Here is a 26,235-nt window from a genome sequence, read left to right as displayed (position 1 = left end):
GCGTCCCGAGCGCCTCGCCAGGAGGGTGCAGCCGGCTGCTGCAGGTGAGAGCAGATTGATCCCGTGTCATTACTCTGACATTTCTCGACCGTTCCAGCTCTGTAACAGTCGCTTCGATTGAGGTGCCTAGACCTCAAGATGCAGGGAATATGGCAGACCGACGATGTCAGAGTTCTGTCACTCCGGGATGGTCTACGGCGAGCGCGACACATATCTGACATCCGGCTGCGGCATGCGGAGACGACCCGCCGCCGGACAAGACACGGAGCGGTGGCGCCGAGCGAACGGCGCTTTCCTCGCGCTACCGCCGGGGGGTGAATCGATCGGTCAGGGCGCGGTGTACTGGGTCATGGTTGGCCCGTAGCCGCGCAGCACTGCCTCGTGGCGGGCCATCAACGCCCGTTCGGCACGGCCGGCAGTCCTCCGTGCGTAGCCGGCCGTGCTCACCGGAGGGCGGCCAGGTCCCACGCGGCGGGACGTACGGTTCCGGCGCTGTCGTGGACGTTCGCAACGAGCAGGCCGGCATCGGTCAGCTCCACGACCGAGGTCACGGTCCACCCGTCAGGGGTTGCCAGTGGCGTGCTGACGCCGCTGTGCCATAGCGACAGCCGGCTGCCGTCGTCGCCCACGGCCTGGATCACCATCCGGCCACCGTCGGCGACAGCGACTCCGGTCGCCGACCGTTCGCCGGCCGCAAGCGGGACCACGGTCACGCCGCCGGCGGCGTTCCAGAACGCGGCGCGCTGCACACCGGCGTCGGAGACGAAACCGCCGATGCCGCCGTCGTCCGCAAGATTGTCGGCGACTCCGGTCGAAGCGCAGCTCAGGCCGCCGACCGGTGGTCCCGCACCGGTGACCCGGTTCAGCACGACGTCGGTACCCGGAACCCCGCCGACATGCCGCAGTAGCAGGTAGCTCACCGCGCCCGACTCGACGGCGTAGCCGCTGGCGGCAACGCTCCCGTCGGCCAGCACCCGGGAGACGCAGGCCGGTCCGGCGAACGCTGAGTTGATCACCGGCAGCCGCACCGTCGCGCCGTTCTGCCAAAGCACCGCCCGTGCGTTGGTGGCCCGGCCGACGCCGTCGACCACCCACACGAGGGCAAGGCCGGGGCCGCCGATCGACGCCACGGTACGGCGATAACCGGCGTCGAGCTCGGCCGTACCGCTCAGCGGCGTGCGAACGCCGGCCCGAGTCACCAGCTCGGAGCCGCCGGTGAGCACGATGGGTCCACCGCTGCCGGTGAAGACGCCCCACGGTCCGTGCGGGCCGACCGCGCTGACCTGGCTGCCGGCGTCGCCGATGATTGTTGCGGACCGGCCGTCCGCCGACCAGCGCGCGGCCCGCGTTGTGCCGGCGACGGTGACGGTGCCAGCCACTTCGCCGCGATCGGTGAGCCCGGTCAGGGTGCCCGAGCCCGCGCCGGCCGGGAGCGCGACCCGCTGGCGCAGCCAGCCGAGCCGAGGAATCCGCACCCACCGCTGCGGAATGTCCGATGTCGACTGTGTGCCGTCCGGGTTGGCGGTGACGACATGGGCGGTGCCGGCCACCACGCCCGACGGCGAAACGTCGACCGCGGTCACGGTCAGCTGGTCACCGGGCGCGACGGCCGGGACCGGCAGCAGTCGACCCCGCACGAATTGGCCGGCCGAGGCCGCGCCGGCCGAGGCGGGCAGGACGACGCCGAGCACGCCCACGAGCAGCACAGGCATCAGGACGGAGATTCGCTTACCGCTGCGCATCGGGTATCGCCTTCTTGTCCGGGTCCACGACGGCGTACGAAGTAGAACGAGTTCTCGCAGCTCTTATCAGCTCATCATGCCTCAGTAAAGGAGTTCACGGTAGGTCAATAGAACAGGTTATACGACCGTGCACCCAGCGAGATCACGTGGCCGCCGGGCTGGCCGGCGCGCTCCATCGTTCGCAACACCTCCGGCGGATGCGAGGCATCTGCCACCTCTAAGATCATATCTATACGAACGGATTGACCGTTAATTTCGCCTTTGTTCCAACATTCTCGAGCTTGACATCCGATGTATCCCGGCCTAGCGTTCGCGGGAGTTGACGCATAGAAGTTCGTCACTTCGTTTGGTCTGGGGGATGGGTCCGCGTGTTCAGCTTGTTCAGTCGGCGCCGCCGGTCGCTGGGGTTTGCCGCCGTGGCGCTGCTGGCCGCCGTGGCGGTGCTTCTCGGTGCCCCGCTCGCCCGGGCCGCCGTGCGGGCCGTGATCTACGTGTCGCCCGCCGGCGACGACGCCAATGCCGGGACCGCGACTGCCCCGGTCAAGACGCTGCAACGGGCGCAAGCCCTGGTACGCGGCCTCAACCAGGCCATGTCCGCGGACGTGACGGTGATCCTCGCCGACGGCTTCTACCGGATGTCCGCGCCGCTCGCGTTGACCGCGGCCGACTCCGGCACCGGCGGCCACAACGTGGTGTGGACGGCGGCGGCCGGCGCGCGGCCGGTGCTGGCCGGATCCGCTGGGGTGACCGGCTGGAGCCGGGTCGCCGCGAACAGCCCGATCTGGGTCGCCCAGGCGCCGGCCGGCCTGCGGACGCGCCAGCTCTACGTCGACGGCGAGCGGGCCGACCGGGCGCACGGCGCGCTGCCCGAGGCGCTGACCGGGCGGAACTCCACCGGGTACACCGGCGGCGGCACCACTTTGGGCGGCTGGCGCAACCCGAGCGGGGCGAAACCACAGCTGGAGTTCGTGTACCGGGGCGGCCTCGGCGCCTGGACCGAGCCGCGCTGCCCGGTGGCCTCGATCAGCGGCGGCGCCGTCACGATGGCCCAGCCGTGCTGGCGCAACTCCACCACCCGGGCCTGCTGTTTCGACGACGGCCGGGCCTACAACCTGGTCGGGCGCGCGTCGATCACCGAGCAACCGACCACTGTGGAGAACGCGTACCAGTTCCTGTCCGCCGGCACGCCCGGACAGTGGTTCCTAGACCAGGGCGACAGCAAGCTCTACTACGTGCCGCGGGCGGGGGAGAACCTGGCCACCGCCGACGTGGAGGCCCCGGTGCTGGAGAAACTGGTCGACGGCGGCGGCACGGCCGGCGCACCGGTGCACAACATCGTATTCAAGGGCATCCAGTTCTCGTACGCCACCTGGCTCGGCTCGTCGACCGGCGACGGGTTCTCCGAGATCCAGGCCGGCTACCAGGTGACCGGATCCGACGGCGCGGCCGCGCAGGGCCTCTGCCACGTTCCGCCGTCCACCTACACCCAGGGCCGGTGCCCGTTCGGCGCTTGGACGCAGATCCCGGGCAACGTCTCGCTCACCTACGACCAGGAAATCCAGTTCACCGGAGACGCGTTCGTACACCTCGGCGCGGCCGGCCTCGCCCTCGGCGACGGCACCCAGCACGCGCTGGTGAAGGGGAACGTGGTCACCGACGTGTCGGGCAGCGGCATCGAGATCGGGAACGTGGACCTGCCGACCGCCACCGGCTCCGCGCAGACGGTCGGCAACACCGTCTCGGACAACCACGTCTTCGACGTCGCGGCCGAGTACCACGGCGGGATCGGCATCGACAGCGGATACACGGCCGGCGACACGGTCAGCCACAACCAGATCGACAACACCCCGTACACCGCCATCTCCCAGGGTTGGGGCGGGTGGCCGGACAAGGAAAAGGAGGCGCCGCAGCCGAACTTCTCGCACGACAACGCGATCGCCGACAACCTCATCTTCGACCACCTGAAGCTGCTCAACGACGGCGGTGCGATCTACACGCAGGGACTGACCGGCACGTCACTCGCGAACGGCGAGAAGGTGACCGGCAACGTCATCCACAACCAGACCGGCAGCGGGCACGCCATCTACACCGACAACGGTGCCACTTACGAAACCATCAAGGGCAATGCGGTGTACGACAACACCAGCGCCCAGGCGTGGGCGTCCCGCCACACCGACTACCACCCCGGGCACACCACGAAGTACGACCCCACCGACGTGGAGAACAACTACTTCGAGAACCCGCCCGGCTACTCCAGCGGCAACGGCGTGACCGTCGCCGGCAACACCACCATCACCGGCGCGTCCGGGGTACCGGCGGCGATCATGAACGCGGCCGGGCTGGAGAGCGCCTACCGAGGACTGCTGGACTGGGTGCCGGCGGGGTGACCGTCGACCGACCGCCGGCGCGCGTGCGAGCTCCCCCTCGACAGCCATGTGTGCAAACCCTTGGAGGTAGGTCAGCTTGATGAGACTACGGACCCTGCGTACCGCACTGATCGCCGGCGTCGTGGTCGCCGCGATGACCGCGGCCCCGGCCCACGCCGCGACGTCCGTCGCGTACGAGGCCGAGAACGGCACCTGCCAGGGCACCATCGACACCAACCACGCCGGGTACACCGGCACCGGCTTCTGCAACCTCACCAACGCGGTCGGCTCGTACCTGGAGCTGACCATCACCGCGCCGGAGGCCGGCAGCGCCACCCTCACCTTCCGGTACGCCAACGGGACCACCGCCAACCGGCCGGCCGACATCACGGTCGACGGCGGGGCGGCGACCCGGGTCAACTTCCCGGGCACCGGCTCGTGGACCAAGTGGACCGGCGCCTCGCTGTCCGCCACGCTGGTCGCCGGCGCCAACACCGTCCGGCTGACCTCGGCCGTCGCCGCCGGCGCGGCGAACATCGACTCGCTGACCGTCGTCACCTCCGGCGGCGGGGGCACCGGCCCGTTCGGCGACCCCAACCTGGTGTCCATGTTCAACGGCACCGACCTCACCGGCTGGACGTCCTCGGCCGGCGGACTGTGGACGGTCACCGGCGGCGCCATCCACGGCAACGGCACCGCCCGCGGCTGGCTCTACTACAACCACCAGGTGGGCACGTTCCGCTGGATCTTCGACGTCCGCCAGGTCAGCGGCAACCACCAGCCGACCGTGCTGATCTGGGGCACCACCACCCCGATCCGGGACGCGCTGAGCGCCATTCAGTTCCAACCGCCCAACGGCGGGCACTGGGACTACCGGCCCGGCCACAACAACGGTGGCAGCGGCCTGTTCACCCAGGTGCCGCACACCAAGCTGGACGTGCACCAGTGGGCGCAGTGCGAGCTGATCGGCAACATGGCCACCGGCGTGGCGAAGATGGCCTGCGGCCAGCTGACCGGCGGCGCGACCACGACCTGCAACGCGGTCGAGGTGCTCGACTTCAAGGACGTCACGGCCGGCCAGGTCGGGCCGCTGGCGATCCAGGTGCACAACAGCGGCATCCACGACGAGTACCAGGGCCTCTACCTCGAATCCCCGGTGGTGACCGCGCCGGACCAGTTCATCACCACCCGCTGCTGATCGATCTCGATACCGCTCGGGCGCCGATCGCGTCGGCGCCCGAGCACGGGGACGTCCGTCCGTCACTGGTCGTGATCGTGGGTAGGTGTCGCCTCAGCTCAGTAGTTGGTCGGCACGTTTGCCGGCCTCGCGCAGGGTGAAGGCCGCGAAGATCTCGCTGACCCCGTGGAAGATGGCCCACACCCCGACCAGGGTCAGCAGCGTGAACAGCGACCGCTGCCAGGAGTGCACGGCCCAGATGCCCAGCACCAGCTCGGCGATGCCCAGCAGCAGCCCGGTCCACCACCACGAGATCTTCGGGCCGGCCAGCGAGGCGATGATGTGGAAGACCCCGAAGAAGACCAGGTACCAGGCCACCAGGATGGACACCGCGTACAGGGTGATGCCCGGCCAGGCGAAGGTGACGATCCCGGCGATGACGCCGAGGACGCCGGTCACGATGTAGAGCCAGCGCCAGTCCCGGATCCGGCTTGCCACCACCAGCTGCGCGACGCCGCCGAACAGGAAGGCCACGCCGATCAGCGCGGCCACGAAGCCGAGGCTGCCCGGCCGGTAGGTCAGCACGTACATCCCCAGGCCGGTCCAGAGGATGCCGAGGATCAGGAACCACCACCACGCCCCGGTCACGGCGCGGGTGCCGGCTCGGGTTGTTTCTCTGAACGCGTGCGCCGGATCAGCGGTACTTGCCATGAGAGCCTCCTCCTCGGTATCGGCCCGTCGCTCCACGACGACAGCCGTTGAAGTCGGTTGAGCTGGTCACCAGCCTGACCCCGGACCGGCTCCTCCCGCGCCCGTGAAGCCCCTGGTCCAGCCCCGGGCGTTCGCCGGTCGAAGGCCACGCCGATGAGTTTCAGCGGGCCCGGGCCGCCCCGCCATGGGGCAGCACCCCGTGCGCCGAGGCATGCGTGCGCCCGAGCAGGGAACGTTGATCCGGGATGGCCGGCCAGGGGTGAGGAGCGCGGATGACAGACGGCGAACGGTATCGCGGGGAGATCGTCGTCGGGCTGGTGGCGACCCGCCGGACTACCCGGCGCGGGTGACGGCACGGCTCACCGCCGAGTTCGCCGGCCGGCTCGGCGAGCGGGTCGGCCCGGGCGTGCGATGGATCGTACGGGAAGCCTGGGGTGAGGTGGGCGCCGCGCCGGGACGGGGGTGTGGAGGCGCTGCTTGACGATCTTGCGGAGAACGAGGAGTCGGTGCGGGCCGCCGCCTACGGCTGCCATCCCGAGCCCGCCGGCTGGCGCGACGAGACCGGCGGGTAGCTCGGTGACCAGCCGCGGTGACGGTCGCCGCTTCACTCTCAGTGCCCGTCCCACCAGGCCGCGGCGAAGCGTGTCGGACCCGAGCGGTGCGGTACGCCCTTGCCCGGGTCGCCGGTGCATCCGCTGCTGGCCACCGGCCGCCGTCCGGTCGCTGGACCACGCCTTGTACCTCCCGCCTCAGCTGGCCTGCCCGGACGGTTGACTCCCTCGTGCCAGTTGCGTGGTGGCGTGCCGGTTTCGATGACATCGCGGTGGGCACCCGGGACCTGGGACAGCGGCTCCGCCCGCAAGGAGGACACATGGACCTGACGGCCACGACAACCATCCGCAAACCCGCCTCGGAGGTGTACGCGTTCTGGCGCGACCTGCGGAACCTGCCGGCGTTCATGGCGCATCTGGAACAGGTCCGCACCACCGGCGACCGGACGAGCCACTGGGTCGCCGCCGCCCCGTTCGGCAAGGACGTCGAGTGGGACGCGGAGATCATCGACGAGACGCCGGCGGAAAAGGTCGCGTGGCGTTCGACCGGTGACGCCGACGTGCCCAACGCCGGGACGGTCCAGTTCGTGCCCGCTCCCGACGGGGTGAGCACCGAGGTGTACGTCTCGCTGGTGTACGAGATCCCGGGCGGCGCGGTGGGCAAGGCGGTCGCGAAGTACTTCGGGGAGGAACCGCATCAGCAGCTCGACGACGACCTGCGCCGGCTCAAGCAGGTGCTGGAGACCGGCGAAGTGGTCCGGTCCGACGGCGCTCCGTGGGGCAAGCGGGCCCGCAAGGAGTTCCCGCAGCGTCCCGCGCAACCGCTGTCGGACGCCGAGCTCGAGAAGGGGGCGGACGCATGAGGGCGAACACCTGGGCGGGGCGCAACAAGGTCGAGGTCCGGGACGTGCCGGACCCGAAGATCCTCAACAGCCGCGATGCGATCGTACGGATCACCTCGACCGCGATCTGCGGCTCCGACCTGCATCTGGTCGACGGGTATGTACCCACGATGCAGGACGGCGACGTCATGGGTCACGAGTTCATGGGCGAAGTGATCGAGGTCGGCTCCGGAGTGCCCGGGGACAAGTTGCGGGTCGGTGACCGGGTGGTCGTGCCGTTCCCGATCGCCTGCGGCGCGTGTGCCGCCTGCGCGGCCGAGCTGTACTCGTGCTGCGAGAACACCAACCCGAACGCGGGGATCGCCGAGAAGATGTTCGGCCACCCGGTCGCCGGGATCTTCGGCTATTCGCATCTGACCGGCGGTTTCGCCGGCGGTCAAGCGCAGTACGCACGGGTGCCGTTCGCCGACGTCGGCCCGCTGAAGATCGAGTCCGACCTGACCGACGAGCAGGTTCTGTTTTTGTCCGACATTCTGCCCACCGGCTATATGGGTGCCGACATGTGCGACATCCAGCCCAGCGACGTGGTGGCGGTGTGGGGCGCCGGCCCGGTCGGCCAGTTCGCCATGGACAGCGCCCGGCTGCTCGGCGCCGCCAAGGTCATCGCCATCGACAAGGAACCGTACCGGCTGCGGATGGCCGAACAGGCCGGCCACACCCCGGTGAACTTCGACGACGTCGACGTACGCTCGACCTTGCTCGAACTGACCGGCGGGCGCGGACCGGACAAGTGCATCGACGCGGTCGGCCTGGAAGCCACCCACGGCAGCGCGCACATCGCCGCGTACGACCGGGTCAAGCAGGCCGTACGCGCGGAGACCGACCGCCCCCACGCCCTGCGCCAGGCGATCCTGTCGTGCCGCAGCGGCGGCGTGGTCTCGGTGATCGGCGTGTACGGCGGCCTGCTGGACAAGTTTCCCGCGGGCGCCTGGATGAACCGGTCACTGACCCTGCGCACCGGGCAATGCCACGTGCAGCGCTACATGAAGCCGCTGCTGCAGCGCATCGAACGCGGCGAGCTCGACCCGGCCCGGATCATCACCCACACCCTGCCGCTGGACGAGGCCGAACGCGGCTTCGACATATTCAAGAACAAGCAGGACAACTGCGAGAAGGTCGTCCTCAAGCCCTGATCGTCGGCCCGCACAAGGCCGCCGCGGTGTTCGTCATGGACGAGCACCGCGGCGGACTTGTGGGTCAGGTTCATCCGCTGATCGTGATGAGGTTCTCCACTTCCGGTGACACCGGGTGCCGACCAGGCGACGCTCGGCCTCGCGACGCTCGGCCCACGAACGTACGCTCCCACGCCTCGGTGTCAGCTTCCCGCTCGACAACGGCCATATGGCCCAACTCAACCCGGCATACAACGGTCTGCGCCAACGCCTCGGCCAGATCGCCGGCAGCAAGCCCGCCGGTGACCCGGTCGCCGCGGCCCAGACGCTCCTCAAGATTGTCGACATGGCGGAACCGCCACTGCGGGTGCTCTTCGGCCAGGGCTTCCACCAGATGATCGAGCAGGTCTACACCGACCGGCTCAAGAGCTGGACCGACGGGCAGGACCTCTCGATCACCGCGCACGGCACCCTCGACCAAGCAACCGCGAACCCGCAAGCCTGAGAACAGCCTTCGCCGGGAGTCCGGATGGCCGAGCACAAGGCCGGCGAACAGGTCGTCGGCGGTGACAATGCGATGGTCGCCACCGACCGCGGCAAATCCGCTCGGCCACAGGAGGGCCCGGCGAACGGACGGTGACCACCGCGGAGTCGTCGGCTGTTGAGTCAGGTTCCGCCCCTGGCGGGCTCGGTCTCCAAGTGCTCAGCGCCGGCCTTGGTAGAACGTCACGTCGTGTTCCCAGCCGGTGCGGTCGCGGGACAGGCGCTCCCCGCCGTCGAGCCACGGCTGCTCCTGGAACACCTCGTCGTGTGTCGGGTTGGCGTAGGTGATCCGCAGGTCGCGTCCGCGCGTGTCCTCGGCGATCCGCTCGAGCGCCGACCGGAGTGTCGCCGCCCCGAACGGGTCGAACAGGAACAGAACGGTCGTATCGGCGTAGTTGTACTTGTCGGCCAGGATGTTCTCCACCGTGATCGGCGCTCGGCGACCCCGCAATTGGTCGGCGTTCTCGCGGGCCTGCCGGCACAGTTCCGCCGACAACTCCACGCCGACGACCCGCCGGACGGACCTGCGGGCAGCGCAGCACAGGACCCGCCCCTTGCCGCTGCCGACGTCGACGAACACGTCCGACGATCGCAGGTCGAGATGGTCGAGGATGCCGTGGATCGTGCGGTACGCCATCGTGCCGTAGTGCACCGAGTCCGGGTGGTCGGTGGGCACGATGCCCCGGGTGGAGATTCCCATCCGGCGCTCCCACCAGATGTTGTCCAGCCGGTCGAACAAGGTCTTCCGCACAGCAGGCCCCCCGGGTGCTTGGTGAGTCGGATGGCTCGGGGCGGTCGCCCCAAATCCATCTAGGCAAGACCGGATTTGGACGGCAAGGACCGTTCGGCTGGCTGTCCCCTCCATAGTAGACAGTAGCCGTGGGTCCTCTCGGTTCGGACATTCCCGGCATCTCAGGTGTGCGGCTCTCGCCAGGAGGGTCTCGGACATCGCCGGCAAAGAGTTGTCCTTCGGCGGAGTATCCAGCCGGACCCGCGGGTAGAAGCACTGCAGAGATCCGGACGAGGACGGCGATGAACGACGACGAGCAGCGAACCTTGATCGACGACGTAGTCACTCTGCCTGAGATGCAGCGACTGCGCCATCAGTTGACGCGGCTGGCCCGCCAAGCAGGACTACCCGATGACCGAGCCGAGGCGTTCGTCATCGCCGTGCACGAGGCCGTCATCAACGCCATCCGGCACGCCGGCGGACGCGGCGAGGTGGCAGTGGTGCAGGACGACCAGCGCCGCCTCATCGCCGAAGTCAGCGACGCCGGCCCTGGAACACCATGCTCCGTCACCCTCACCATGCCCCCACCGACCGCCCATGGCGGACGCGGCCTGCCACTGGCCGGTGAACTCGCCGACGGCATCGAGGTCCACAGCGATCGGCACGGCACCACGGTCCGCCTGGAAATGTACCTGCCCCCATCCTGAGGCCGCCGCGCGTGTGTTCCTCGATGGGCGGCCGGCGCCGTCATCCGACCGCACGCGGTGGCCACGTCGACGGGTCGCCGGTGTTCGGGCTGGGCTGCAGCCGCTCGGCCAGCCGGCGCGCGTCGTCCGGCCGGAGCCAGCCGCTGTCGTGAGCGTCCAGCGCGGTGATGAACAAGTCGATGGGGCCGAAATCGGGGATCCACAGACCGGTACCGGACGACCCGCCGTTCAGCCACTGCGCGGGATAGCCGTCGATCGTCCGGTCGGCCTTGAACGAGGCGGCATGGCCGGCGCCGCGCCGCCCGTCCGCCCAGATGTAGATCTGCTTCCCGTCGGCCCGGTGGTCGTCGCCATGTCATGGCAGAGAGTCCCCGTGACCGCCGATCTGTTGACAGCCGCCGCCCACAACTTCGGGGCCCAGAATCTCGATCACCACATGTCGGGTACGCGGAAGCGGGCGCTGACGTCGATGACTTTCGACCGTACGGCGTGAGCAAGCAATAGGGATCGCCGCGGGTGATCGGAGCTCTCCGGCGCGTACGGCCGGCGATGCCCAGGCCGTCCCGTCGGCCTGGGCATCGCTGTCTGCTCAGGAGGGCAGCGTCCAGCTCTGCCCGGCGGCGCCGGTGCAGGTGGTGATGGTCAGTTCGGTGTCCTTGGTGGCGTTGGCGCTGGGATCGGTGAGGCAGAGGCCGGACGCCGGGTTGACCAGTTCGCCGGCGGCGTTCGGCCGCCACTGCTGCGCGCCGGTGCCGTTGCAGGTGTGCAGTTGCACGGGGGTTCCGCTGGTGGTGGCGCCGTTCTGAACGTCCATGCAGTCGGTCAGGACCTGCAGGGTGCGGTCGGGCACGACGGTCCAGGACTGTGCGTTGGTGTTGTTGCAGGGGTGCATCTGGATGGCGGTGCCGTTGGACGTGCCGGCGCCCCGGTCGTCCACGCACTGCCCGGTGGCGGTCTCGGTGATCGTGCCGACGGGTTGGGCGACACCGGTGCCTGGGGTGCCGTCGTAGGAGGGCGGGGCGTCCGCGGTGGCCGTGCCCCAGGAGGAGGGCGAACTGCCGAGGGTGAAGTCCAGTGTGGTCGGGCCGGCGACCGGCGGTAGGTAGGTCAGCGCGTACGCGGTGCCGTTGACGGCCAGGCTTTGCACGTACGGTGTGCCGTCCGCGGCTGCCGGGGCGTTGACGGTGAGCGTGCCGCGCCCGGTGGCGACGACCGCGGTGGGGAACAGCGGGCTGCCGATGGCCAGGTCGGCCGTGCCGGGGATCCCCGGGTACAAGCCGAGCGCCGACCAAACGTACCAGGCGCTCATCTCGCCCAGGTCGTCGTTGCCCGGTATGCCGCCGGGCGAGTCGGACCAGAGCCGGTCCTGCACGGCCCGTACCGTGGCCTGGGTCTTGGCCGGTGCGCCGAACCAGTCGTACTCCCAGGGCAGCTCGATGCTCGGCTCGTTGCCCAGGTTGGCCTGGGTGCCGATCACACTGGCCAGGCCCTGGTAACTGCCCAGCGCGTGGTCCAGGTAGCTGACCATCGCGGCGTTCCCGCCCTCGAGCGAGGCCAGCCTGGCCAGGTTGAAGGGGATGTCCGGGGTGTAGGTGAGCGCGTCACCCTCGGCGAAGTCGTTGCTCTGGGTGCCGGTGATCAGGGCCGGGGTGAAGCCGTCCATCCACCGCCCGTTGGAGTGCCGCGGCTGCAGGTAGCCGCTGGAGGTGTTGAAGATGTTCGCCCAGTCCTGCGCGCGGTCGCGGAACCTCGCCCGCGTCGTGGTGTCGCCCAGGGCGCCGGCGAAGGCCGACAGGGCGAAGTCGTCGGTGTCGTACTCGATCTGAGTGGAGGTGGTGGCGTACTGGTGACAGCAGCCGTAGATGCTGTTGGTCGGCAGATAGCCGAAGCGGTCCAGGTACGTGACGCCGGGCGTCACGTTCGTGTCGGTCGTCTGCTCGGCGATCATCGCGGACAGCGCGGTCGAGGTGTCGAAGCCGGTGGCGCCGAAGGCGTAGTAGTCGGCCAGCACCGGAACCGCGGAGTCACCGACCATGATGTACGTCTCGCCGTTGTTCATGCCCCACTTGGTCAGCGTCCCGCCCTGCACGTAGTCGTCGACGATGGACTGCGCCATGTCGCCGGCCGCCGCCGGGTCGAGGAACGCGGTGAGCTGCGCCTGGGAACGATAGATGTCCCAGGTGGAGAAGTCGGCGTACTCGGCTTGGTGGCCGGCGCCGACCAGGTGGACGGCGCCGTCGAAGCCGCGGTAGCCGCCGTCCGCGTCGCTGATCACGCTGGGGAACAGGTCGGCGTGGTACAGCGCCGTGTAGAAGCCGGTCTGTTCGGCGGTGGTGCCCCCGCCGATGGCTATCTTGTCCAGCGCGGTGGTCCAGGCAGTGTGCGCGGCGGCCCGCACCTGGGCGAAGCTTCGGCCGGCCACCTCGGCGGCCAGGTTGGCCCGCGCCTCGGCGACCGAGGTGTACGAGATGCCGACGCGCGCGTCGACCGAGTTCGCGCCGAAGGTGGCGTAACCACCGCCGCCGTACGTCCCCGCGGCGGTGAAGGCCTGATCGAACGAGATCGCGAAGTACAGCGTGAAGACGTTGCCCGCCTCGCAGAACCCGCTGCTGGTGACCGAGCCGGTCACCTGGTTGTTCCCGGCGGCGTCGAAGGTCGAGCCGACGTACGTGTTCTGTGGCTTGCCGAGCTTGAACAGCAGCGAACCGCCCGTACCGGCGAAGGTGAACCGGCCGATCCCGGCTCTGGTCGTGGTGGTCAACGCGACCGACGTGCCGTTGCCCAGCGACACCGAGTAGAAGCCCGGCGACGCGGTCTCCGAACTGTGCGAGAAGGACTCCGAGTCGGCGCCGGGGTTGCTGTCCAGCGCGCCGGTGACCGGCAGAATCGGGACGTCCCCCGCCGCGGCGCAGCCGGGCCCGTCGACGTGGGTCAGGCTGAAGCCGGTGATCGCGTTGTCGGCGTAGTTGTACCCGCCCCCGGACGGGCGCGAAGTGGTGTCCGGTCCCCACTGCAGCATGCCGTGCGGCAGATCGGCGCCGGGGAACGTGTTGCCGGCACTGAAGTCGCTGTTCGAACCGGTACCCACGAAGGGATCGACCAGCGCGGCCGGGTCCGCCGCCAGGGCGGCGGCGTGCGCCGAGCCGACGACCGCCAGCTGCGACAAGGCGACCGCCAGCACCGTTGCGACGGACAGCCGCACCAGCGGCCTAGCCACGGAGGAGCACCTCGCTCAGGACGGCGTCGGCGGGTGCGGTGGTCCAGTCGGTGCTGATGTACGACGCCCCGGCCGCGGCCAGTTGGGCCACCCGGGCGCGAGCGTCGGCCAGGGACGGGGCGGTGGAGCTGAGCGCCGGGGCGACGTCGTAGGCGTCGGTGACGACCGCGAGGTAGTGGTTGGTGTCGTACCACTGGGTGGCGCCGTCGTTGACCCAGGCGCCCGCGTCGCCGTCGAACACGACGAACCAGGGCCGCAGCGCGGTGTTGCCGTACCGGATGCGCGGGTCACCGGCCTGCGCGCCGAGCACGGACGGGAAAACCGCCGCGTCCGCGATCCGGCCGCTGTCGTACAGGTCGATCAGGTGCTGCGCGTACACCACGTCGACCCACGTGCCCGCGGGGGACACGGACTGCTCGAAGGTGCCGGGAATGATCTCCACGATCACCTTGCCGGCCAGCGAGCCGTACGTCGCCCAGTTGTTCGCCGTCGCGGCGGCGTCCAGCGTCGGGTACCGGGTGCCGTCCGGCTTGCTCAACAGGTCCGCGGGCGTGTACAGCGTGCTGCCCAGGTGCGCCTTCACGTACGAGTCCAACTCCGTGGGATTCATGCCCAGCGTGTTGTAGAAGCCGTTCTTCATCTCGAGCTTGACCATGATCGGCCCGTGTGCCGGGTGCGCCTGCATCCAGATCCGGACGTCATCCAGGCAGCTGTCCAGGTTCTGGTTCCGGTTGCCGGTGTAGAGGTCCGCCGCGCTGCCGGCCTGGACGCAGTTGTTGTCGCTGGCCAGCGGGTTGCCGTGGCTGACGTCCCACTTGCCGTTGAGCACGTTCGCCCAGGTGTCGAGCTCGATCAGCGAGGTCCCGCTGTCCAACGCGTCGGCCAGGTAGGTGTAGTCCGTCTTGTCGTTGTAGGTGTTGTGGATGCCGACGCCGCTGACTCCGGCCAGGCCGGACGGCCGGACGTCGTCGGCATGGGCAGCCGGCGTGGCGGTGAGCGCGACGGCGAGCGCCGCGGCGGACACGGCGACGCCTGTGGGTAGGCGCATCGTGGGCCTCTTTCGTGCGTGCGGGTGTGGGCGCGGTCTCGTGGGCAGGGCGTCAGCGCTGCCTTGGTACGCGGGAGTGGGGGCAGCGTCGGAGGACCGCGGCACCGCATAGATGGTTACCAGTGAGTAGCCATCAGCGCAATGGTCAATTTCGCCGGTCGCCGGTGGTACAAGGGCTGAGAATCGGTTGGGAAACGCCCGATCCGCGGCCCCCGGGCATTTCCGGCCAGTCAAATCTGGGTTGCGTCTGCCGGCGCTCGTTGACTTCCGCAGGTCCGGCCAGGTTCGCTGGAACGATCAAGCGGCCGCCGGCCCGCACCGCTGATCCGGCACGGCTCGGCGCACACAGCGAGGAGACCCAGTGCGCTACCGCCAGACGCTGCACGGCCGCACGTACGAGTTCGACGGCCTGGTCGAGCTGATGGCGAAGGCCACCCCGCTGCGCTCGGGCGACGTCCTGGCCGGCTGTGCCGCGCACACCGACGCCGAGCGCGCCGCCGCCCGGTGGGCCCTGGCCGACGTGCCGCTCACCGCGTTCCTCGACGAGCCCGTCGTGCCGTACGAGTCGGACGACGTCACGCGCCTGATCCTCGACGGTCACGACCGCGCCGCCTTCGCCCCGGTCCGGCACCTGACCGTCGGAGGGCTGCGCGAGTGGCTGCTGGCGACCGCGGCCGAGCCCGGCGCCGCCGAGGTGCTGGCCGCCCTCGCGCCCGGGCTCGCCCCGGAGATGGCCGCGGCCGTCTCGAAGCTGATGCGCAACCAGGACCTGGTCGCCGTGGCCGCCGCCACCCAGGTCGTCACCGCATTCCGGACGACGCTGGGGCTGCCCGGCCGGCTCGCCACCCGCCTGCAGCCGAACCATCCGACCGACGACGACGCGGGTGTCGCCGCCGCCATCCTCGACGGGTTGCTGCTCGGCTCGGGCGACGCGGTCATCGGCATCAACCCGGCCTCGGACAACCCGCGTACGGTCGCCCGGCTGCTGCACCTGATCGACGAGGTCCGCGAGCGGTACGCGATCCCGGTGCAGTCGTGCGTGCTCACCCACGTCACCACCACGATCGACCTGATCGGCCGGGGCGTGCCGGTGGATCTGGTCTTCCAGTCGATCGCCGGAACCCAGCTCGCCAACGCCGGCTTCGGGGTGGAACTGTCGATGCTCGCCGAGGCGAAATCGGCGGCCGAGGCGCTGGGGCGCGGCACCGTGGGCACGAACCTCATGTACTTCGAGACCGGCCAGGGCGCCGCCCTCTCCGCCGACGCCCACCTCGGCTCCGGCGGCCGGCCCGTCGACCAGCAGACCCTCGAGGCCCGGGCGTACGGCGTGGCGCGAGCCTTCGACCCGTTGCTGGTCAACACCGTGGTCGGCTTCATCGGCCCGGAGTACCTCTACGACGGCAAACAGATCATCCGGGCCGGGCTGGAGGACCATTTCTGCGGCAAGCTGCTCGGCGTCCCGATGGGCGTCGACGTCTGCTACACCAACCACGCCGAGGCCGACCAGGACGACATGGACACACTGCTGACCATGCTCGGCGTCGCGGGCTGCAGCTTCGTCATCGCGGTGCCCGGGGCGGACGACGTGATGCTCGGCTACCAGTCGACCTCGTTCCACGACGCCCTGTACGTCCGTAAAGTCCTCGGCAAACGCCCCGCCCCGGAGTTCGAGGAGTGGCTCGACCGGGTCGGGTTGCTCGCCGCCGACGGCGGGGTGCTGCAGATCGACCCCGCGTCCTCGCCGCTGCGCGCGATCACCGGTGTCGCGGCATGAGCGCCTGCACCGAGCGGCCCCGCACTGACTGGCACAGCCGCAATCTGCCCGCTCAGGCCGCAGGCGAGGGCCAGAAGCGCATGCCAGAGGACGGCACCGCGTGAGCAACACGTTCTGGACGCCGCTGCGCCGGCTGACCCCGGCCCGGATCGGCCTGGCCCGCACGGGCAACGGCGTGTCGACGCGCGCGGTGCTCGAGGCGGGCGCCGCCCACGCCCACGCCCGCGACGCCGTCCACCTCTCGCTGGAGCTCGCGCCGCTGCTGGCCGAGCTGGGTGAGCTGGCCGCCGAGCAAGGGCTGGCCGAGCCGCTGCACATCGCCTCCGCCGCCGCTGACCGGCGGACCTATCTGACCCGGCCCGACCTGGGCCGCCGCCCGGCTGCCGGCACCCGCTTCCCCGAGCATCCGGTGCCGGCCGACCTGCTCGTCGTGGTCGCCGACGGGCTGTCGGCGAGCGCGGTGCGGCGGCACGCCGTCCCGCTGCTGCGGCAACTGCTCACCGAGCTGCCGCCGGGACTGACGGTGGGGGCGCCGGTCGTCGCGACCCAGGCCCGGGTCGCGCTCGGCGACCACGTCGGCGCGGCGCTGCACGCCCGGATGGTGCTGGTGCTGATCGGGGAGCGGCCCGGGCTGTCCTCCGCGGACAGCCTCGGCGCCTATCTGACCTGGCAACCCCGCCCGGGTGTCGCCGACTCCGCCCGGAACTGCGTCTCCAACATCCGGCCGCCGCACGGGCTCACGTACGCGACCGCCGCCCGTACGCTCGTGAATCTGATCGCCGGCGCGCGCGAGATCGAGGCCACCGGCATCCGGCTCAAGGACACCAGCGGCGAGCTGCGGCCGTAAAGACGCAGGTCGGGTAGGGTGTGATCATGGTGGATGAACCCGTCGGGCGGATCCGGTTCATGGATGAGCAGCGGGTCAACCTGGACGGTTTCGCGCGGGAGGATCCCGCGCTCGGCCTGGTCGCGCTGCACAGCCCGGCCGACCCCGAGCCGTCGCTGCGCGTGGTCGACGGCGTGGTCGTCGAGCTGGACGGCAAGGCGCGGGACGCGTTCGACACGATCGACTCCTATGTCGCCGCGCACGGGATCGACCTGAGCGTCGCCGAGGAGGCCATGGCGCTCGGGGAGGTGGTGGCCGCACGGCTCTTCGTCGACCCGGCCGTGCCGCGGGGCGAAGTGATCCGGCTGGTGGCCGGGATGACGCCGGCGAAGCTGGCCCGGGTGGTCATGCTGCTGCGGCCGCCCGAGCTGATGATGGCGATGACGAAGCTGCGCGCCCGCCGTACGCCGAGCAACCAGGCGCACGTCACCAACCTGCTCGACGATCCGCTGCTGCTCGCGGCGGACGCGGCGACGGCCGCGGCGTACGGCTTCCGGGAGCTGGAGACGACGGTGCCGGTGCTGGCCGACGCCCCGTCGAACGCCGTGGCCGTGACGATCGGCGCGGCCGTCGGCGCGCCCGGCGTGCTCGTGCAGTGCGCGGTCGAGGAGGCCATGGAGCTCGAGATGGGCTTGCGCGGCCTGGTCTCGTACGCGGAGACCGTGAGCCTCTACGGCACCGAGAGCGTCTTCGTGGACGGGGACGACACCCCGTGGTCGAAGGCGCTGCTCACCTCGGGCTACGCGAGTCGCGGGATCAAGATGCGGGTGTCGAGCGGTGCGGGCGCCGAGGTGCTGATGGCCGGCGCCGAGGGTCGCAGCATGCTCTACCTGGAGTCGCGATGTGTGTCGCTGGCCCGGGCGATCGGCGCGCAGGGCGTGCAGAACGGCGGGATCGACGGCGCCAGCGTGGCCGCGTCCGTGCCACGCGGCGTACGGGAGCTGATGGCCGAGAACGTGATGGTCATGGCCCGCAACCTCGAGTCCTGTTCGGGCAACGACGCGCTGATGTCGGAGTCGCACGTCCGGCGCACGTCGCGCACGCTGCCGATCCTGCTGGCCGGCAGCGACTACATCTGCAGCGGTTTCGGGTCGGTGCGGCGCTACGACAACATGTTCGGCCCGTCCAACTGGAACGCCGAGGACATCGACGACTGGCTGGCCCTGCAACGCGACTGGGGTGTCGACGGCGGCTTGCGGACGGCGAGCGCGGATACCGTACGCGACCTGCGGCGGCAGGCGGTCGAGGCGGTCCGGGACGTGTACCGCGCGCTGGGGCTGGGCGACTTCACCGACGAGCAGCTGGCCGCGGCGGTCGACGCGGCCGGTTCGATGGACCTGGCCGGCACCGACGCGCTGGCCGTGCTGGCCGCCGCGCAGACGATCCGGGGCGCCGGGCTGACCGCGCTGGACGTCGCGCGGGCGCTGCACGAGACCGGCCACGACGAGGCGGCGCGGCGGGTGCTGGACATGGCCGTCGCACGGGTGCACGGCGACCACCTCCAGACCGCCGCGATCTTCGACGAGGACATGCGGGTGCTGAGCCTGGTCACCGACCCGAACGAGTACGCAGGCCCGGGCACCGGCTACGAACCGGCGCCGCGGCGGCAGGCCGAGATCGACGACATCCGGCAGGCCCGCGGCGTGGCGGACCTGCGCCGTACCCAAGCCGCCGACAGGACCGACAAGCTGCAAAAAACCGGAAATGCGGGTTTCGGTACGGATCCCCGCGAGGTCGTCATCGGCGTCTCGCCGGGCGTAGGGCGCACGGTGTGGCGCACCCTGAGTGGCCTGCTGGTGCAAGACGTCCTCCAGGAGCTGCTCGACGGCCTGGAGGAAGAGGGCTGCCTGGCCCGGATCGTGCGGGTCAACTCCACGATCGACCTTGGCATGGTCGGCCTGACCGCGGCACGCCTGGCCGGCTCGGGTATCGGGATCGGGCTGCAGGGCAAGGGCACCGCGCTGATCCATCGCCGCGACCTGCCGCCGCTGGCCAACCTGGAGCTCTACAGCATGGCGCCGACCCTCACCGCCGAGATGTACCGCGCGCTCGGCGCCAACGCCGGCCGCCACGCGAAGGGCGCGACCCCCGTGCCGGTGCGCAATCCGTACACCGAGGAGGCGATCGAGGCGCGTTACCACACCAGCGTGATCGCCCTGGTCGCGCTCGAACGCGACTGCGCCGACCCCGAGGCCGCCCCCGAGGAGCTGTCGTTCCGATGAGCAACGCCTACTCGGGCAAGCCCGCGGCAGAGCTGACCATCGACGCGCTGGTGCGTGACGAGTTGGCCGCCGACGACGTACGCATCCACCCCGACACGCTCGAGGCGCAGGCCAGGGTCGCCGAGCGGCACGGCAACCCGCAGCTGGCCGAGAACTTCCGCCGGGCGGCCGAGCTCACCCGTTTCGGCGAAGCCGAGATCCTCGCCCTCTACGAGGCGCTGCGCCCGCGCCGGTCCACCGCCGGCGAGCTGGCGGCGCTGGCCGCCGATCTCGCGGCCCGCGACGCCCCGCGCTGTGCCGCGCTGGTCCGGGAGGCGGCGGCCGCGTACGCGCGGCGCGGGCTGTTGCGGTGAGAGCCGGCATCGACGTCGGCAACTCCACCACGGAGGTGGTGCTGGTCGAGGGCCGCGAGGTGGTCGGCGCGGACCGGGTGCCCACGAGCGGCCCGAAAGGTGGTCCGGCCAGCCTTGCCCGCGCGGCCCGGCTCACGAAACGGCTCGTCGCCGCGTACGGCGGGATCCTCGAAGGTGCCGCGGTCGCGCCGCTGCGGCCGATCGCCACGACGACGGCCACGCTGCCCGAGCCGCCGGCCGGCACGGGACGTCTGCGAGTGGGCACGCCGGGTGCGTCCACGCACGGTGCCGGTGTCGGCTCCGGCACGCCGTACCTGATCGGCTCAGTGCGGCCGGACGGTCCCGTTGTCGCCTTGGTGCCGGCCGATCGGGGTTTCCGCGAGATCCTGGGGGAGCTGCGCGAGCTGGCCGGTCGTGGCCTGCTGGCCGCCGTGGTCCTCGAGCGGGACGAGGCCGTGCTGGTCGCGAACCGCCTCCCCGGCATCCCGGTGGTCGACGAGCTTCCCGTGGCCGGCCTCGCGGGCGCGTCGGCCGTGGCGGTCGAGGTGCGCGCGCCGCTACGGTCGCTCGTCGATCCCTTGTGGCTGACCGCGCGCCTGGGCCTGGCCGATCACGAGCGGGCGGACGCGGCCCGGGCGGCGGCGCGCCTCTACGACCGGTCCAGCGCCGTGGTCGCGGTGCTGACGGAGCCGGCCGAGGCCGGGGCCGCGCCCGGCGGCGCGGAGATCACGCTGGCGGACGGGACAACCCGGCCGCTCGCGCCGCCCTACCCGGCCGGGCTGATCCGGTCCTACCGGCTGCCCGGGGAGCCGGCGCGCCCGGTGGACGACCTGTTCGCAGTGGACCTCGCCACGCTCGCCGACGGGCTGACCACACGCGCCGGGGCCACGGCCTCGCGTACGGTCGCGCTGGCCGCCATGCACGCCGAGGTCCCGTACGCGGATCCGGCGCCCGCGTTGTCCGACCTGCTCGGCGTGCCCGTGCGGACCGCGCCGAGCGAGGCCGGGGCCGCCCGCCTGGGTGCCCTGTCGACGCCCGGGGCCCCGCCGGACGCGGTCGTGGTCGACCTCGGCGGCGGCACGATCGACGTGGTCACGGATGCCGGCGCGCGGGTGCTGGCCGGAGCGGGTGAGCTGCTCACCACGGCGGCCGCGGCTGTGCTCGGCACCGCACGCACGCCGGCCGAGTGGGCCAAGCGCGGCCCGTCGCACCGGGCCGAGGCGCCGCAGCTGCTGCTCGGCGAGGACGGCTCGCGGACGTTCCTGGACGCGCCGATCCGGCCCGACGCGCTCGGCTCGCTCGTCGCGCCGGGCCCGGCCGGATGGCTGCCGTTCGACCGGCGGCTCGCGCCCAGTGAATGGCGGGCGCTGCGGCTGCGCCTCAAGGCGGAGGTCCTCGGCGCGAACCTGGCCCGCGGCCTCTCCGGCACGCCGGGCGCCGTGCTCGTGGTGGGTGGCCCGGCCGGCGACGACGAGGTGCTGGGCTGCGTGGCCCGGGCGCTGCCGCCCGGCACCCCGGTCGGCCGCGGCGACACGGCCGGTGTGCTGGGCCACCGGCACGCGGTCGCCTACGGTCTGGTCCTCGTGGCGTACGCGACGTAGCAGACGGGCCCTCACGGCGTGCGGGAAGTGACCGTGATCGTGACGCGGTCGCTGCGGAAGAGGTCGTGGGAGTACTCGAAGGGGGCGCCGTCGGCCGTGTAGGCCGTGCGCGTGATCGAGAGCAGGGGAGCGGCGACCGCGACGTCCAGGACGGTCGCCTCCGGCCGGCTCGCCGGGACAACTTCGATGTGCTCGACCGCCTCGGCCGGCCGGACCCCGTAGTGCGCCTCGATCAGCTCGTAGAGCGACCCGCCGAGCGGCAGTTCCAGCAGCCCGGGGAAGCGTTCGGCGGGCAGCCGCGTGTGCTCGTAGGAGATCGGGATACCGTCGGCGAGCCGGATCCGCACGACGTCCTGCACATACGCGTCCGCCGCCAGCCGTAACGCGGCGCGGACCTCGTCGTCGGCGCGCAGCAGGCTCGTGCCGAGGACCCGGGTTCCGGCCGTGAGGCCCTGCTGGCGCAGCAGCGCGGGCAGCCCGACGATGCGCGACAGGTCCCGGTCGATCTTCGGCTGCCCGACGAACGTGCCGCCGCCGCGTCCCGGGATGCGCCGGACCACGCCGGCGCGTTCCATGGCGGACAGCGCCTGCCGCACCGTGGAGCGGCTGACGCCGAGCACGCGGGCGAGGTCGCGTTCGCCGCCGAGCTTCGCGCCCGGCCGCAGGCCGTCGGCCCGGATCCGTTCGAGCAGGCGGCGCCGGGCCTCCTCGGCGGCCCGCCCGACGGGTTCCGGATGCTCGCTCATCAGCCGGCGAGCGCGGCCGGCGACTCGGGCAGGACCTGGCCACCGTCGACCACGAGCGTCTGCCCGGTGATGTATCCGGCCTCCTTGGTGGCGAGGAACAAGCAGGCGTTGCCGATGTCCTCGACGTCGCCGAGCCGGCCGAGCGGGATCGAGGCCTCCATCGAGGCGCGGTACCCGGGGCCGAGCTCGTCGATGCCCTCGGTGGCGATGTTGCCGGGCAGTACGGCGTTCACCGTGATGCCCTGGCCGGACAGCTCGATCGCGGCCGTGCGCAGGAAGCCGAGCTGGGCGGCCTTGCTCGCGCCGTAATGGGTCCAGCCCGGGAACCCGGTGATCGGCCCGGTGATCGAGGACGTGAGGATGACCCGGCCGCGGCCGCTCGCGGCGAGCGCGGGCACGCACGCCTGGACGCTGAAGATCGTGCCTTTCACGTTGGTGCCGAACACGTCGTCCACGTCGGCCTCGGTGAGCTCGGACAGCTTGGCCCCGGGGAAGATGCCGGCGTTCGCGCAGAGCACGTCGATGCCGCCGAACCGGTCGATCGCCGCCCGCGCCGCCCGGGCGCAGTCTTCCGGCCTGGCGACGTCGGCCGCGACAAAGGCGGCGCCGAGCTCCCCGGCTGCCCGCTCGAGGGACGAGGCATCCCGGCCGGTGATCGTGACGTTGGCGCCGGCCCGCGCGAACACCCGCGCGATGCCCCGGCCGATGCCCTTGCTGCCGCCGGTGACCAGTACCGACAGTCCCGCGACCGAAGTGAACATGACTCTCCTGTCAGCCGTACGTGCGCAGATATTCCTCGGCGAGCGCGCAGCTGCCCGCCGTGTAGCCGGCCCCCATCGAGCCGGCCAGGTCGGTGCCCGCGTGCGAGCCGATCCAGGCGACCAGCAGCAGCCGGCGCATCAGGACGAAGGTGGGGATCTCGGCCTCGTCCTCGGCGGACAGCGGCCGCACCGTGCGGTAGCCGGCGACCCAGGCCGCGACCAGCTCGGGCACCCGCGGGTCGTCCTCGATGAAGCTGAGCGCCGCGCCCAGGTCGTAGAGGAGCCAGCCCCAGCCGCAGTCGTCGAAGTCGATCACGTACGTGTCGGCGTCGTGCACGAGCAGGTTGGCCAGGCGCAGGTCGGCGTGGATCAGCCCGTACCGGCTCGGCCCCTGGCCGAAGGCGGCGAGCCGGGCGCGCAGCACGTCGTCGAGGCGGCCCAGCACCGCCCGCTCGGCCGGGCCCACGCCGATCCCGTCCTGCCAGCGGCCCCACCGGGCGACGCCGCCGAACGCGCCGTCGTAATCCCAGGCGAAGCGGTCGAACGCCGCGGGACGCCGCCAGCCGGTGCTGTGCTCGTGCATCCGGCCCGTGATCGCGCCGAGCGCGCCGAACGCCGTGACCAGGTCGTGGTCGGGCGGCTCGGTGCCGGGCAGCCACTCGAACAGCACCGCGTGCCGGGGTTCGCCACCGGGGTCGAGGTCGACGATGCGGCGGCCGCCGGGCGCGGGCAGAACCTCGGGCGTACGGATGCCGGCCTCGGTCCGCAGCGCGTCGAGCCACGCGAGCTCGGCCGCGATCTGCCGCTCGCCGTGGTAGCCGCGCCGGTGGACGCGCAGCACGGTCCGCCCGCCACTGGCCGGGTCGCGGACCAGGAAAGTGGCGTTCTCGCTGACGTTGAGCAGGGTGCACTCGACGTCCTCGGGGAGCCCGTACGCGCGTACCGCCCGCGCGGCGAGACCCTCCGCGGAGCCGGCGGCGAAGTCGTGGGTCGTCATGGCGCCTCGTTGGAGGCGCGCGGATAGGCCGGGACCGGACCGCCCGGCGCGGCCCAGGGCTGATCGCCGGGAAGCCGGTCGAGGCCGACCCGGACCCAGGTGAGCATGCCGTCGGGCGAGGGCGGCGGCATCGCCCCGTCGCCGATCGCGACCCGGGTGACCGGCAACGCCGCGGCGAGGTGCAGCGCGACGCCCGGATCGCTCGCGTGGACGCGGATCCGATCGCTGCCGGTCTCGCGCAGCGCGGCGCGCGCGGCCCGGACGGCCTGCCGGGGCCCGGTGAACGAGATACCTGGAAGATCAAGACCGGCCGCGACCAGTACGATCTCCGGCGCTTCCGGTTCCGGGACAGGCCCGGTCAGGTCGGCGAGCTGGAGGATGCCCGCGGGAGCGCCCGCCTTCTCGGCGAGCGCGGCCAGGTCGCGCACCCGGTCGGCGGCCGCGGCATCGGTGACCAGCAGCGCGTTGCGGGTCAGCAGCGCGAGCCGCACCACCTCGCCGGTCGCGCGCGGCACGGTCACCACCCCCACCGGCCGCGGCACCACGACAACCCCGCCGGGGTCGACCCGGGCCGACACGTAGTCGGGCAGTGGCCCCGCCCCGGTGACCTCGGTAGCGATCCGGTGCGTGGTGGCCAGGTCGTAGCTCGCGAACGCATCTGCCGCCCACGCGGCCAGGTCCCGGGCGGTCACAGCGCCGCCGCCACGTCGTCGCGGGAGAGGGCCACGGCGGTCTCCGTACGGTCGAGAATCTCGTCGGCGAGGGCCGGGGTGACCAGAATGCCGGGTTTGAACTGCAGTACCCGGGGGTCGAGCGTGGAGAAGATGGCCCAGATCCCGTTCTCGTACAGGCGGCGCATCACCGCCCGCGCGCCCGTCGGATGGTCGAACTCGAGGCCGATGACCAGGCCGTTCTGCCGGATTCCGACAAGCCAGTCCGGGTACGCGTCGCGGATCTCGGCCAACCCTCGCCCGATCCGGTCGGCGAGGTAGTGCACCTGCGCACGTACCGACGGCTGGTTGGTGAGCCGCAGCGTGGCCAGCGCCGCCACGCAGCCCAGCTCGGCCCCGCCGAACGTGGAGATGTGTCCGAACCCGTCCTCGGTGAGCCAGCCCGCGGCCCGCTCGCCGAGCAGCACCGCCGCGATCGGGTAGACGCCGCCGGACAGGCCCTTGCCGGTGATCAGGATGTCCGGCGCGATGCCGTGCTTGTCGATCGCCCACAGCTCGCCGGTGCGCATCAGGCCGGTCTGCACCTCGTCGGCGACGTACAGCGCGCCGTGGCGGTGGCAGAGCTCGTGCACCGCCTCGAGATAGCCGGGCGCGGGCAGCGGAAACCCGTACGTGGCGGGGATGGTCTCCATCAGCACGGCCGCGACGTCGCCTTGCTCGAGCTCGGCCTCCATCGCGTCGAGGTCGTTGAACGGCACGTGCGGGAAGTCGCCGGGCTGGCCCGAGTGGAAGAGGTCGGCGAACCGGTCGTCGCCGGCCGCGAGGGCGAGCCCGGTGTGCCCGTGGAACGCCTTCACGATCGAGATGATCCGGCGTCTGCCGGTGGCGTGCCGGGCGGACTTGAGCGCGATGTCGACCGCCTCGCCGCCGCCGCTCGCGTAGACGACCTTGCTCATCCCCGGCGGGCCCGAGGCGACCAGCGTCTCGGCGAGCGCGGTGCGGGCCAGGGCGGGGAAGTGATGGTTGCCGATGTCGAAGCGGTCCATCGCCGCGCGTACGGCCGCGAGCACGTCGGGGTTGCGGTGGCCCAGGTTGTACGTGCCGCCGTTGAGGTGCACGTCGATCAGCCGGGAGCCGGACATGTCGTACAGAAAGTAACCCTCGCGCCGGTCGATGACCAGCGGCACCCCGGCGTCGCTCCAGAACCGCGTCTTGCCGGGGTTCCAGTAGTGCCGTGCCTGGTCGAGAACCTGGTCCTTGGAGCCGAAGGCGAACTCGCCGTAATCGAAGATGCTGACCGCCCCCTTATTTGGTCCGATTCGGTCTACCAGCGGCCGAGGGCGCGGGTCAATCGGGTCGGCGAGGTTTAACGAGGCCGACACAACAGATGCTTGTGGGGCTACCGGACCGGGTGTCAG

Annotated in this window: 22 protein-coding genes; 12 read left to right on the top strand and 10 right to left on the bottom strand. The window is 71.4% G+C overall.

Annotated features, from left to right (window positions below; translation table 11 throughout):
* Positions 1-443: 443 nt before the first annotated feature.
* A complete protein-coding gene (locus IH26_RS0120370) occupies positions 444-1,712 on the bottom strand; it encodes a hypothetical protein (RefSeq protein WP_157437286.1) in 1,269 nt (422 codons plus the stop codon).
* A gap of 398 nt (positions 1,713-2,110) precedes the next feature.
* Here IH26_RS0120370 and IH26_RS0120360 point away from each other — a divergent pair, with 398 nt between their 5' ends.
* Together IH26_RS0120360 and IH26_RS58050 are read left to right on the top strand one after the other, a co-directional pair.
* Positions 2,111-4,129, top strand: coding sequence for a right-handed parallel beta-helix repeat-containing protein (locus IH26_RS0120360; protein WP_211268710.1), 2,019 nt, complete (start codon positions 2,111-2,113; stop codon positions 4,127-4,129).
* Between the two features lie 79 nt (positions 4,130-4,208).
* Positions 4,209-5,306 carry a 3-keto-alpha-glucoside-1,2-lyase-like domain-containing protein gene (locus tag IH26_RS58050; protein ID WP_084598953.1) on the top strand — a complete coding sequence of 366 codons (1,098 nt, stop codon included), beginning with the start codon at positions 4,209-4,211 and terminating at the stop codon, positions 5,304-5,306.
* Between the two features lie 93 nt (positions 5,307-5,399).
* Here the strand turns inward: IH26_RS58050 and IH26_RS0120350 are convergent, their stop codons facing one another.
* Positions 5,400-5,996, bottom strand: a complete 597-nt coding sequence (locus tag IH26_RS0120350) for an HdeD family acid-resistance protein (protein ID WP_030437806.1) — start codon at positions 5,994-5,996, stop codon at positions 5,400-5,402.
* 434 nt (positions 5,997-6,430) lie between these two features.
* Between IH26_RS0120350 and IH26_RS62160 the strand changes: the two genes are divergently transcribed.
* From IH26_RS62160 to IH26_RS0120330, 4 genes are all read left to right on the top strand, one after another.
* Positions 6,431-6,568: a hypothetical protein gene (locus IH26_RS62160; RefSeq protein WP_211268709.1), complete on the top strand. Its 138-nt coding sequence runs from the start codon at positions 6,431-6,433 to the stop codon at positions 6,566-6,568.
* 299 nt (positions 6,569-6,867) lie between these two features.
* On the top strand, positions 6,868-7,410 hold the full coding sequence (locus tag IH26_RS0120340; protein ID WP_034215760.1) for an SRPBCC family protein: 543 nt from the start codon (positions 6,868-6,870) through the stop codon (positions 7,408-7,410).
* Entirely contained in the window at positions 7,407-8,582 is a 1,176-nt protein-coding gene (locus IH26_RS0120335; RefSeq protein ID WP_030437804.1) for a zinc-dependent alcohol dehydrogenase, read from the top strand. Before IH26_RS0120340 ends, IH26_RS0120335 begins: the two co-directional genes overlap by 4 nt.
* 208 nt (positions 8,583-8,790) lie before the next feature.
* Positions 8,791-9,066, top strand: coding sequence for an SDR family oxidoreductase (locus IH26_RS0120330; protein ID WP_030437803.1), 276 nt, complete (start codon positions 8,791-8,793; stop codon positions 9,064-9,066).
* A 198-nt stretch (positions 9,067-9,264) separates the two neighbouring features.
* Here the strand turns inward: IH26_RS0120330 and IH26_RS55975 are convergent, their stop codons facing one another.
* A complete protein-coding gene (locus IH26_RS55975; RefSeq protein WP_051808327.1) occupies positions 9,265-9,855 on the bottom strand; it encodes a methyltransferase domain-containing protein in 591 nt (196 codons plus the stop codon).
* 281 nt (positions 9,856-10,136) lie between these two features.
* Between IH26_RS55975 and IH26_RS0120315 the strand changes: the two genes are divergently transcribed.
* Entirely contained in the window at positions 10,137-10,541 is a 405-nt protein-coding gene (locus IH26_RS0120315) for an ATP-binding protein (RefSeq protein ID WP_051808326.1), read from the top strand.
* Between the two features lie 589 nt (positions 10,542-11,130).
* Here the strand turns inward: IH26_RS0120315 and IH26_RS0120300 are convergent.
* Together IH26_RS0120300 and IH26_RS0120295 are read right to left on the bottom strand one after the other, a co-directional pair.
* Complete coding sequence (locus tag IH26_RS0120300) at positions 11,131-13,758, bottom strand: GH92 family glycosyl hydrolase (RefSeq protein ID WP_084598951.1); 2,628 nt, start codon at positions 13,756-13,758, stop codon at positions 11,131-11,133.
* Positions 13,751-14,806, bottom strand: coding sequence for a Ca2+-dependent phosphoinositide-specific phospholipase C (locus tag IH26_RS0120295; protein WP_030437798.1), 1,056 nt, complete (start codon positions 14,804-14,806; stop codon positions 13,751-13,753). The genes IH26_RS0120300 and IH26_RS0120295 overlap by 8 nt, the downstream gene beginning before the upstream one ends.
* Before the next feature lie 361 nt (positions 14,807-15,167).
* On the opposite strand from IH26_RS0120295, the gene IH26_RS0120290 reads away from it, so the two are divergent.
* The 5 genes from IH26_RS0120290 (at position 15,168) to IH26_RS59875 (ending at position 21,642) form a co-directional block, all read left to right on the top strand.
* Positions 15,168-16,580 (top strand): ethanolamine ammonia-lyase subunit EutB, encoded by a 1,413-nt coding sequence (locus IH26_RS0120290; RefSeq protein ID WP_030437797.1) that lies wholly within the window; start codon positions 15,168-15,170, stop codon positions 16,578-16,580.
* Positions 16,581-16,680: 100 nt separating this feature from the next.
* Positions 16,681-17,427 carry an ethanolamine ammonia-lyase subunit EutC gene (gene eutC / locus IH26_RS0120285; RefSeq protein ID WP_030437796.1) on the top strand — a complete coding sequence of 249 codons (747 nt, stop codon included), beginning with the start codon at positions 16,681-16,683 and terminating at the stop codon, positions 17,425-17,427.
* 26 nt (positions 17,428-17,453) lie between these two features.
* The gene (locus IH26_RS0120280) at positions 17,454-19,688 is read left to right on the top strand and encodes a propanediol/glycerol family dehydratase large subunit (protein ID WP_030437795.1); all 2,235 of its coding nucleotides are present in this window, start codon (positions 17,454-17,456) and stop codon (positions 19,686-19,688) included.
* Complete coding sequence (locus IH26_RS0120275; RefSeq protein ID WP_030437794.1) at positions 19,685-20,041, top strand: diol dehydratase small subunit; 357 nt, start codon at positions 19,685-19,687, stop codon at positions 20,039-20,041. The genes IH26_RS0120280 and IH26_RS0120275 overlap by 4 nt, the downstream gene beginning before the upstream one ends.
* Positions 20,038-21,642, top strand: coding sequence for a diol dehydratase reactivase ATPase-like domain-containing protein (locus tag IH26_RS59875; RefSeq protein WP_030437793.1), 1,605 nt, complete (start codon positions 20,038-20,040; stop codon positions 21,640-21,642). Before IH26_RS0120275 ends, IH26_RS59875 begins: the two co-directional genes overlap by 4 nt.
* An 11-nt stretch (positions 21,643-21,653) precedes the next feature.
* Here IH26_RS59875 and IH26_RS0120265 read toward each other — a convergent pair whose 3' ends face one another.
* Genes IH26_RS0120265 through IH26_RS0120245 form a run of 5 tightly spaced genes read right to left on the bottom strand, consistent with a single transcriptional unit; the run spans position 21,654 to position 26,199 of the window.
* Positions 21,654-22,388: a GntR family transcriptional regulator gene (locus tag IH26_RS0120265; RefSeq protein ID WP_030437792.1), complete on the bottom strand. Its 735-nt coding sequence runs from the start codon at positions 22,386-22,388 to the stop codon at positions 21,654-21,656.
* On the bottom strand, positions 22,388-23,149 hold the full coding sequence (gene fabG / locus IH26_RS0120260) for a 3-oxoacyl-ACP reductase FabG (RefSeq protein ID WP_030437791.1): 762 nt from the start codon (positions 23,147-23,149) through the stop codon (positions 22,388-22,390). Before fabG ends, IH26_RS0120265 begins: the two co-directional genes overlap by 1 nt.
* Before the next feature lie 10 nt (positions 23,150-23,159).
* On the bottom strand, positions 23,160-24,146 hold the full coding sequence (locus IH26_RS0120255) for a phosphotransferase enzyme family protein (protein WP_030437790.1): 987 nt from the start codon (positions 24,144-24,146) through the stop codon (positions 23,160-23,162).
* Positions 24,143-24,838 carry a hypothetical protein gene (locus IH26_RS0120250; protein WP_030437789.1) on the bottom strand — a complete coding sequence of 232 codons (696 nt, stop codon included), beginning with the start codon at positions 24,836-24,838 and terminating at the stop codon, positions 24,143-24,145. Before IH26_RS0120250 ends, IH26_RS0120255 begins: the two co-directional genes overlap by 4 nt.
* The gene (locus IH26_RS0120245) at positions 24,835-26,199 is read right to left on the bottom strand and encodes a class-III pyridoxal-phosphate-dependent aminotransferase (RefSeq protein WP_245665327.1); all 1,365 of its coding nucleotides are present in this window, start codon (positions 26,197-26,199) and stop codon (positions 24,835-24,837) included. Before IH26_RS0120245 ends, IH26_RS0120250 begins: the two co-directional genes overlap by 4 nt.
* Between the last annotated feature and the right edge of the window lie 36 nt (positions 26,200-26,235).

The sequence above is a fragment of the Actinoplanes subtropicus genome (assembly GCF_000721705.1).
Taxonomy (GTDB): Bacteria; Actinomycetota; Actinomycetes; order Mycobacteriales; family Micromonosporaceae; genus Actinoplanes; species Actinoplanes subtropicus.
Note: the sequence above shows the minus strand (reverse complement) of the source record. Positions and strands in the feature narration are given on the sequence as shown.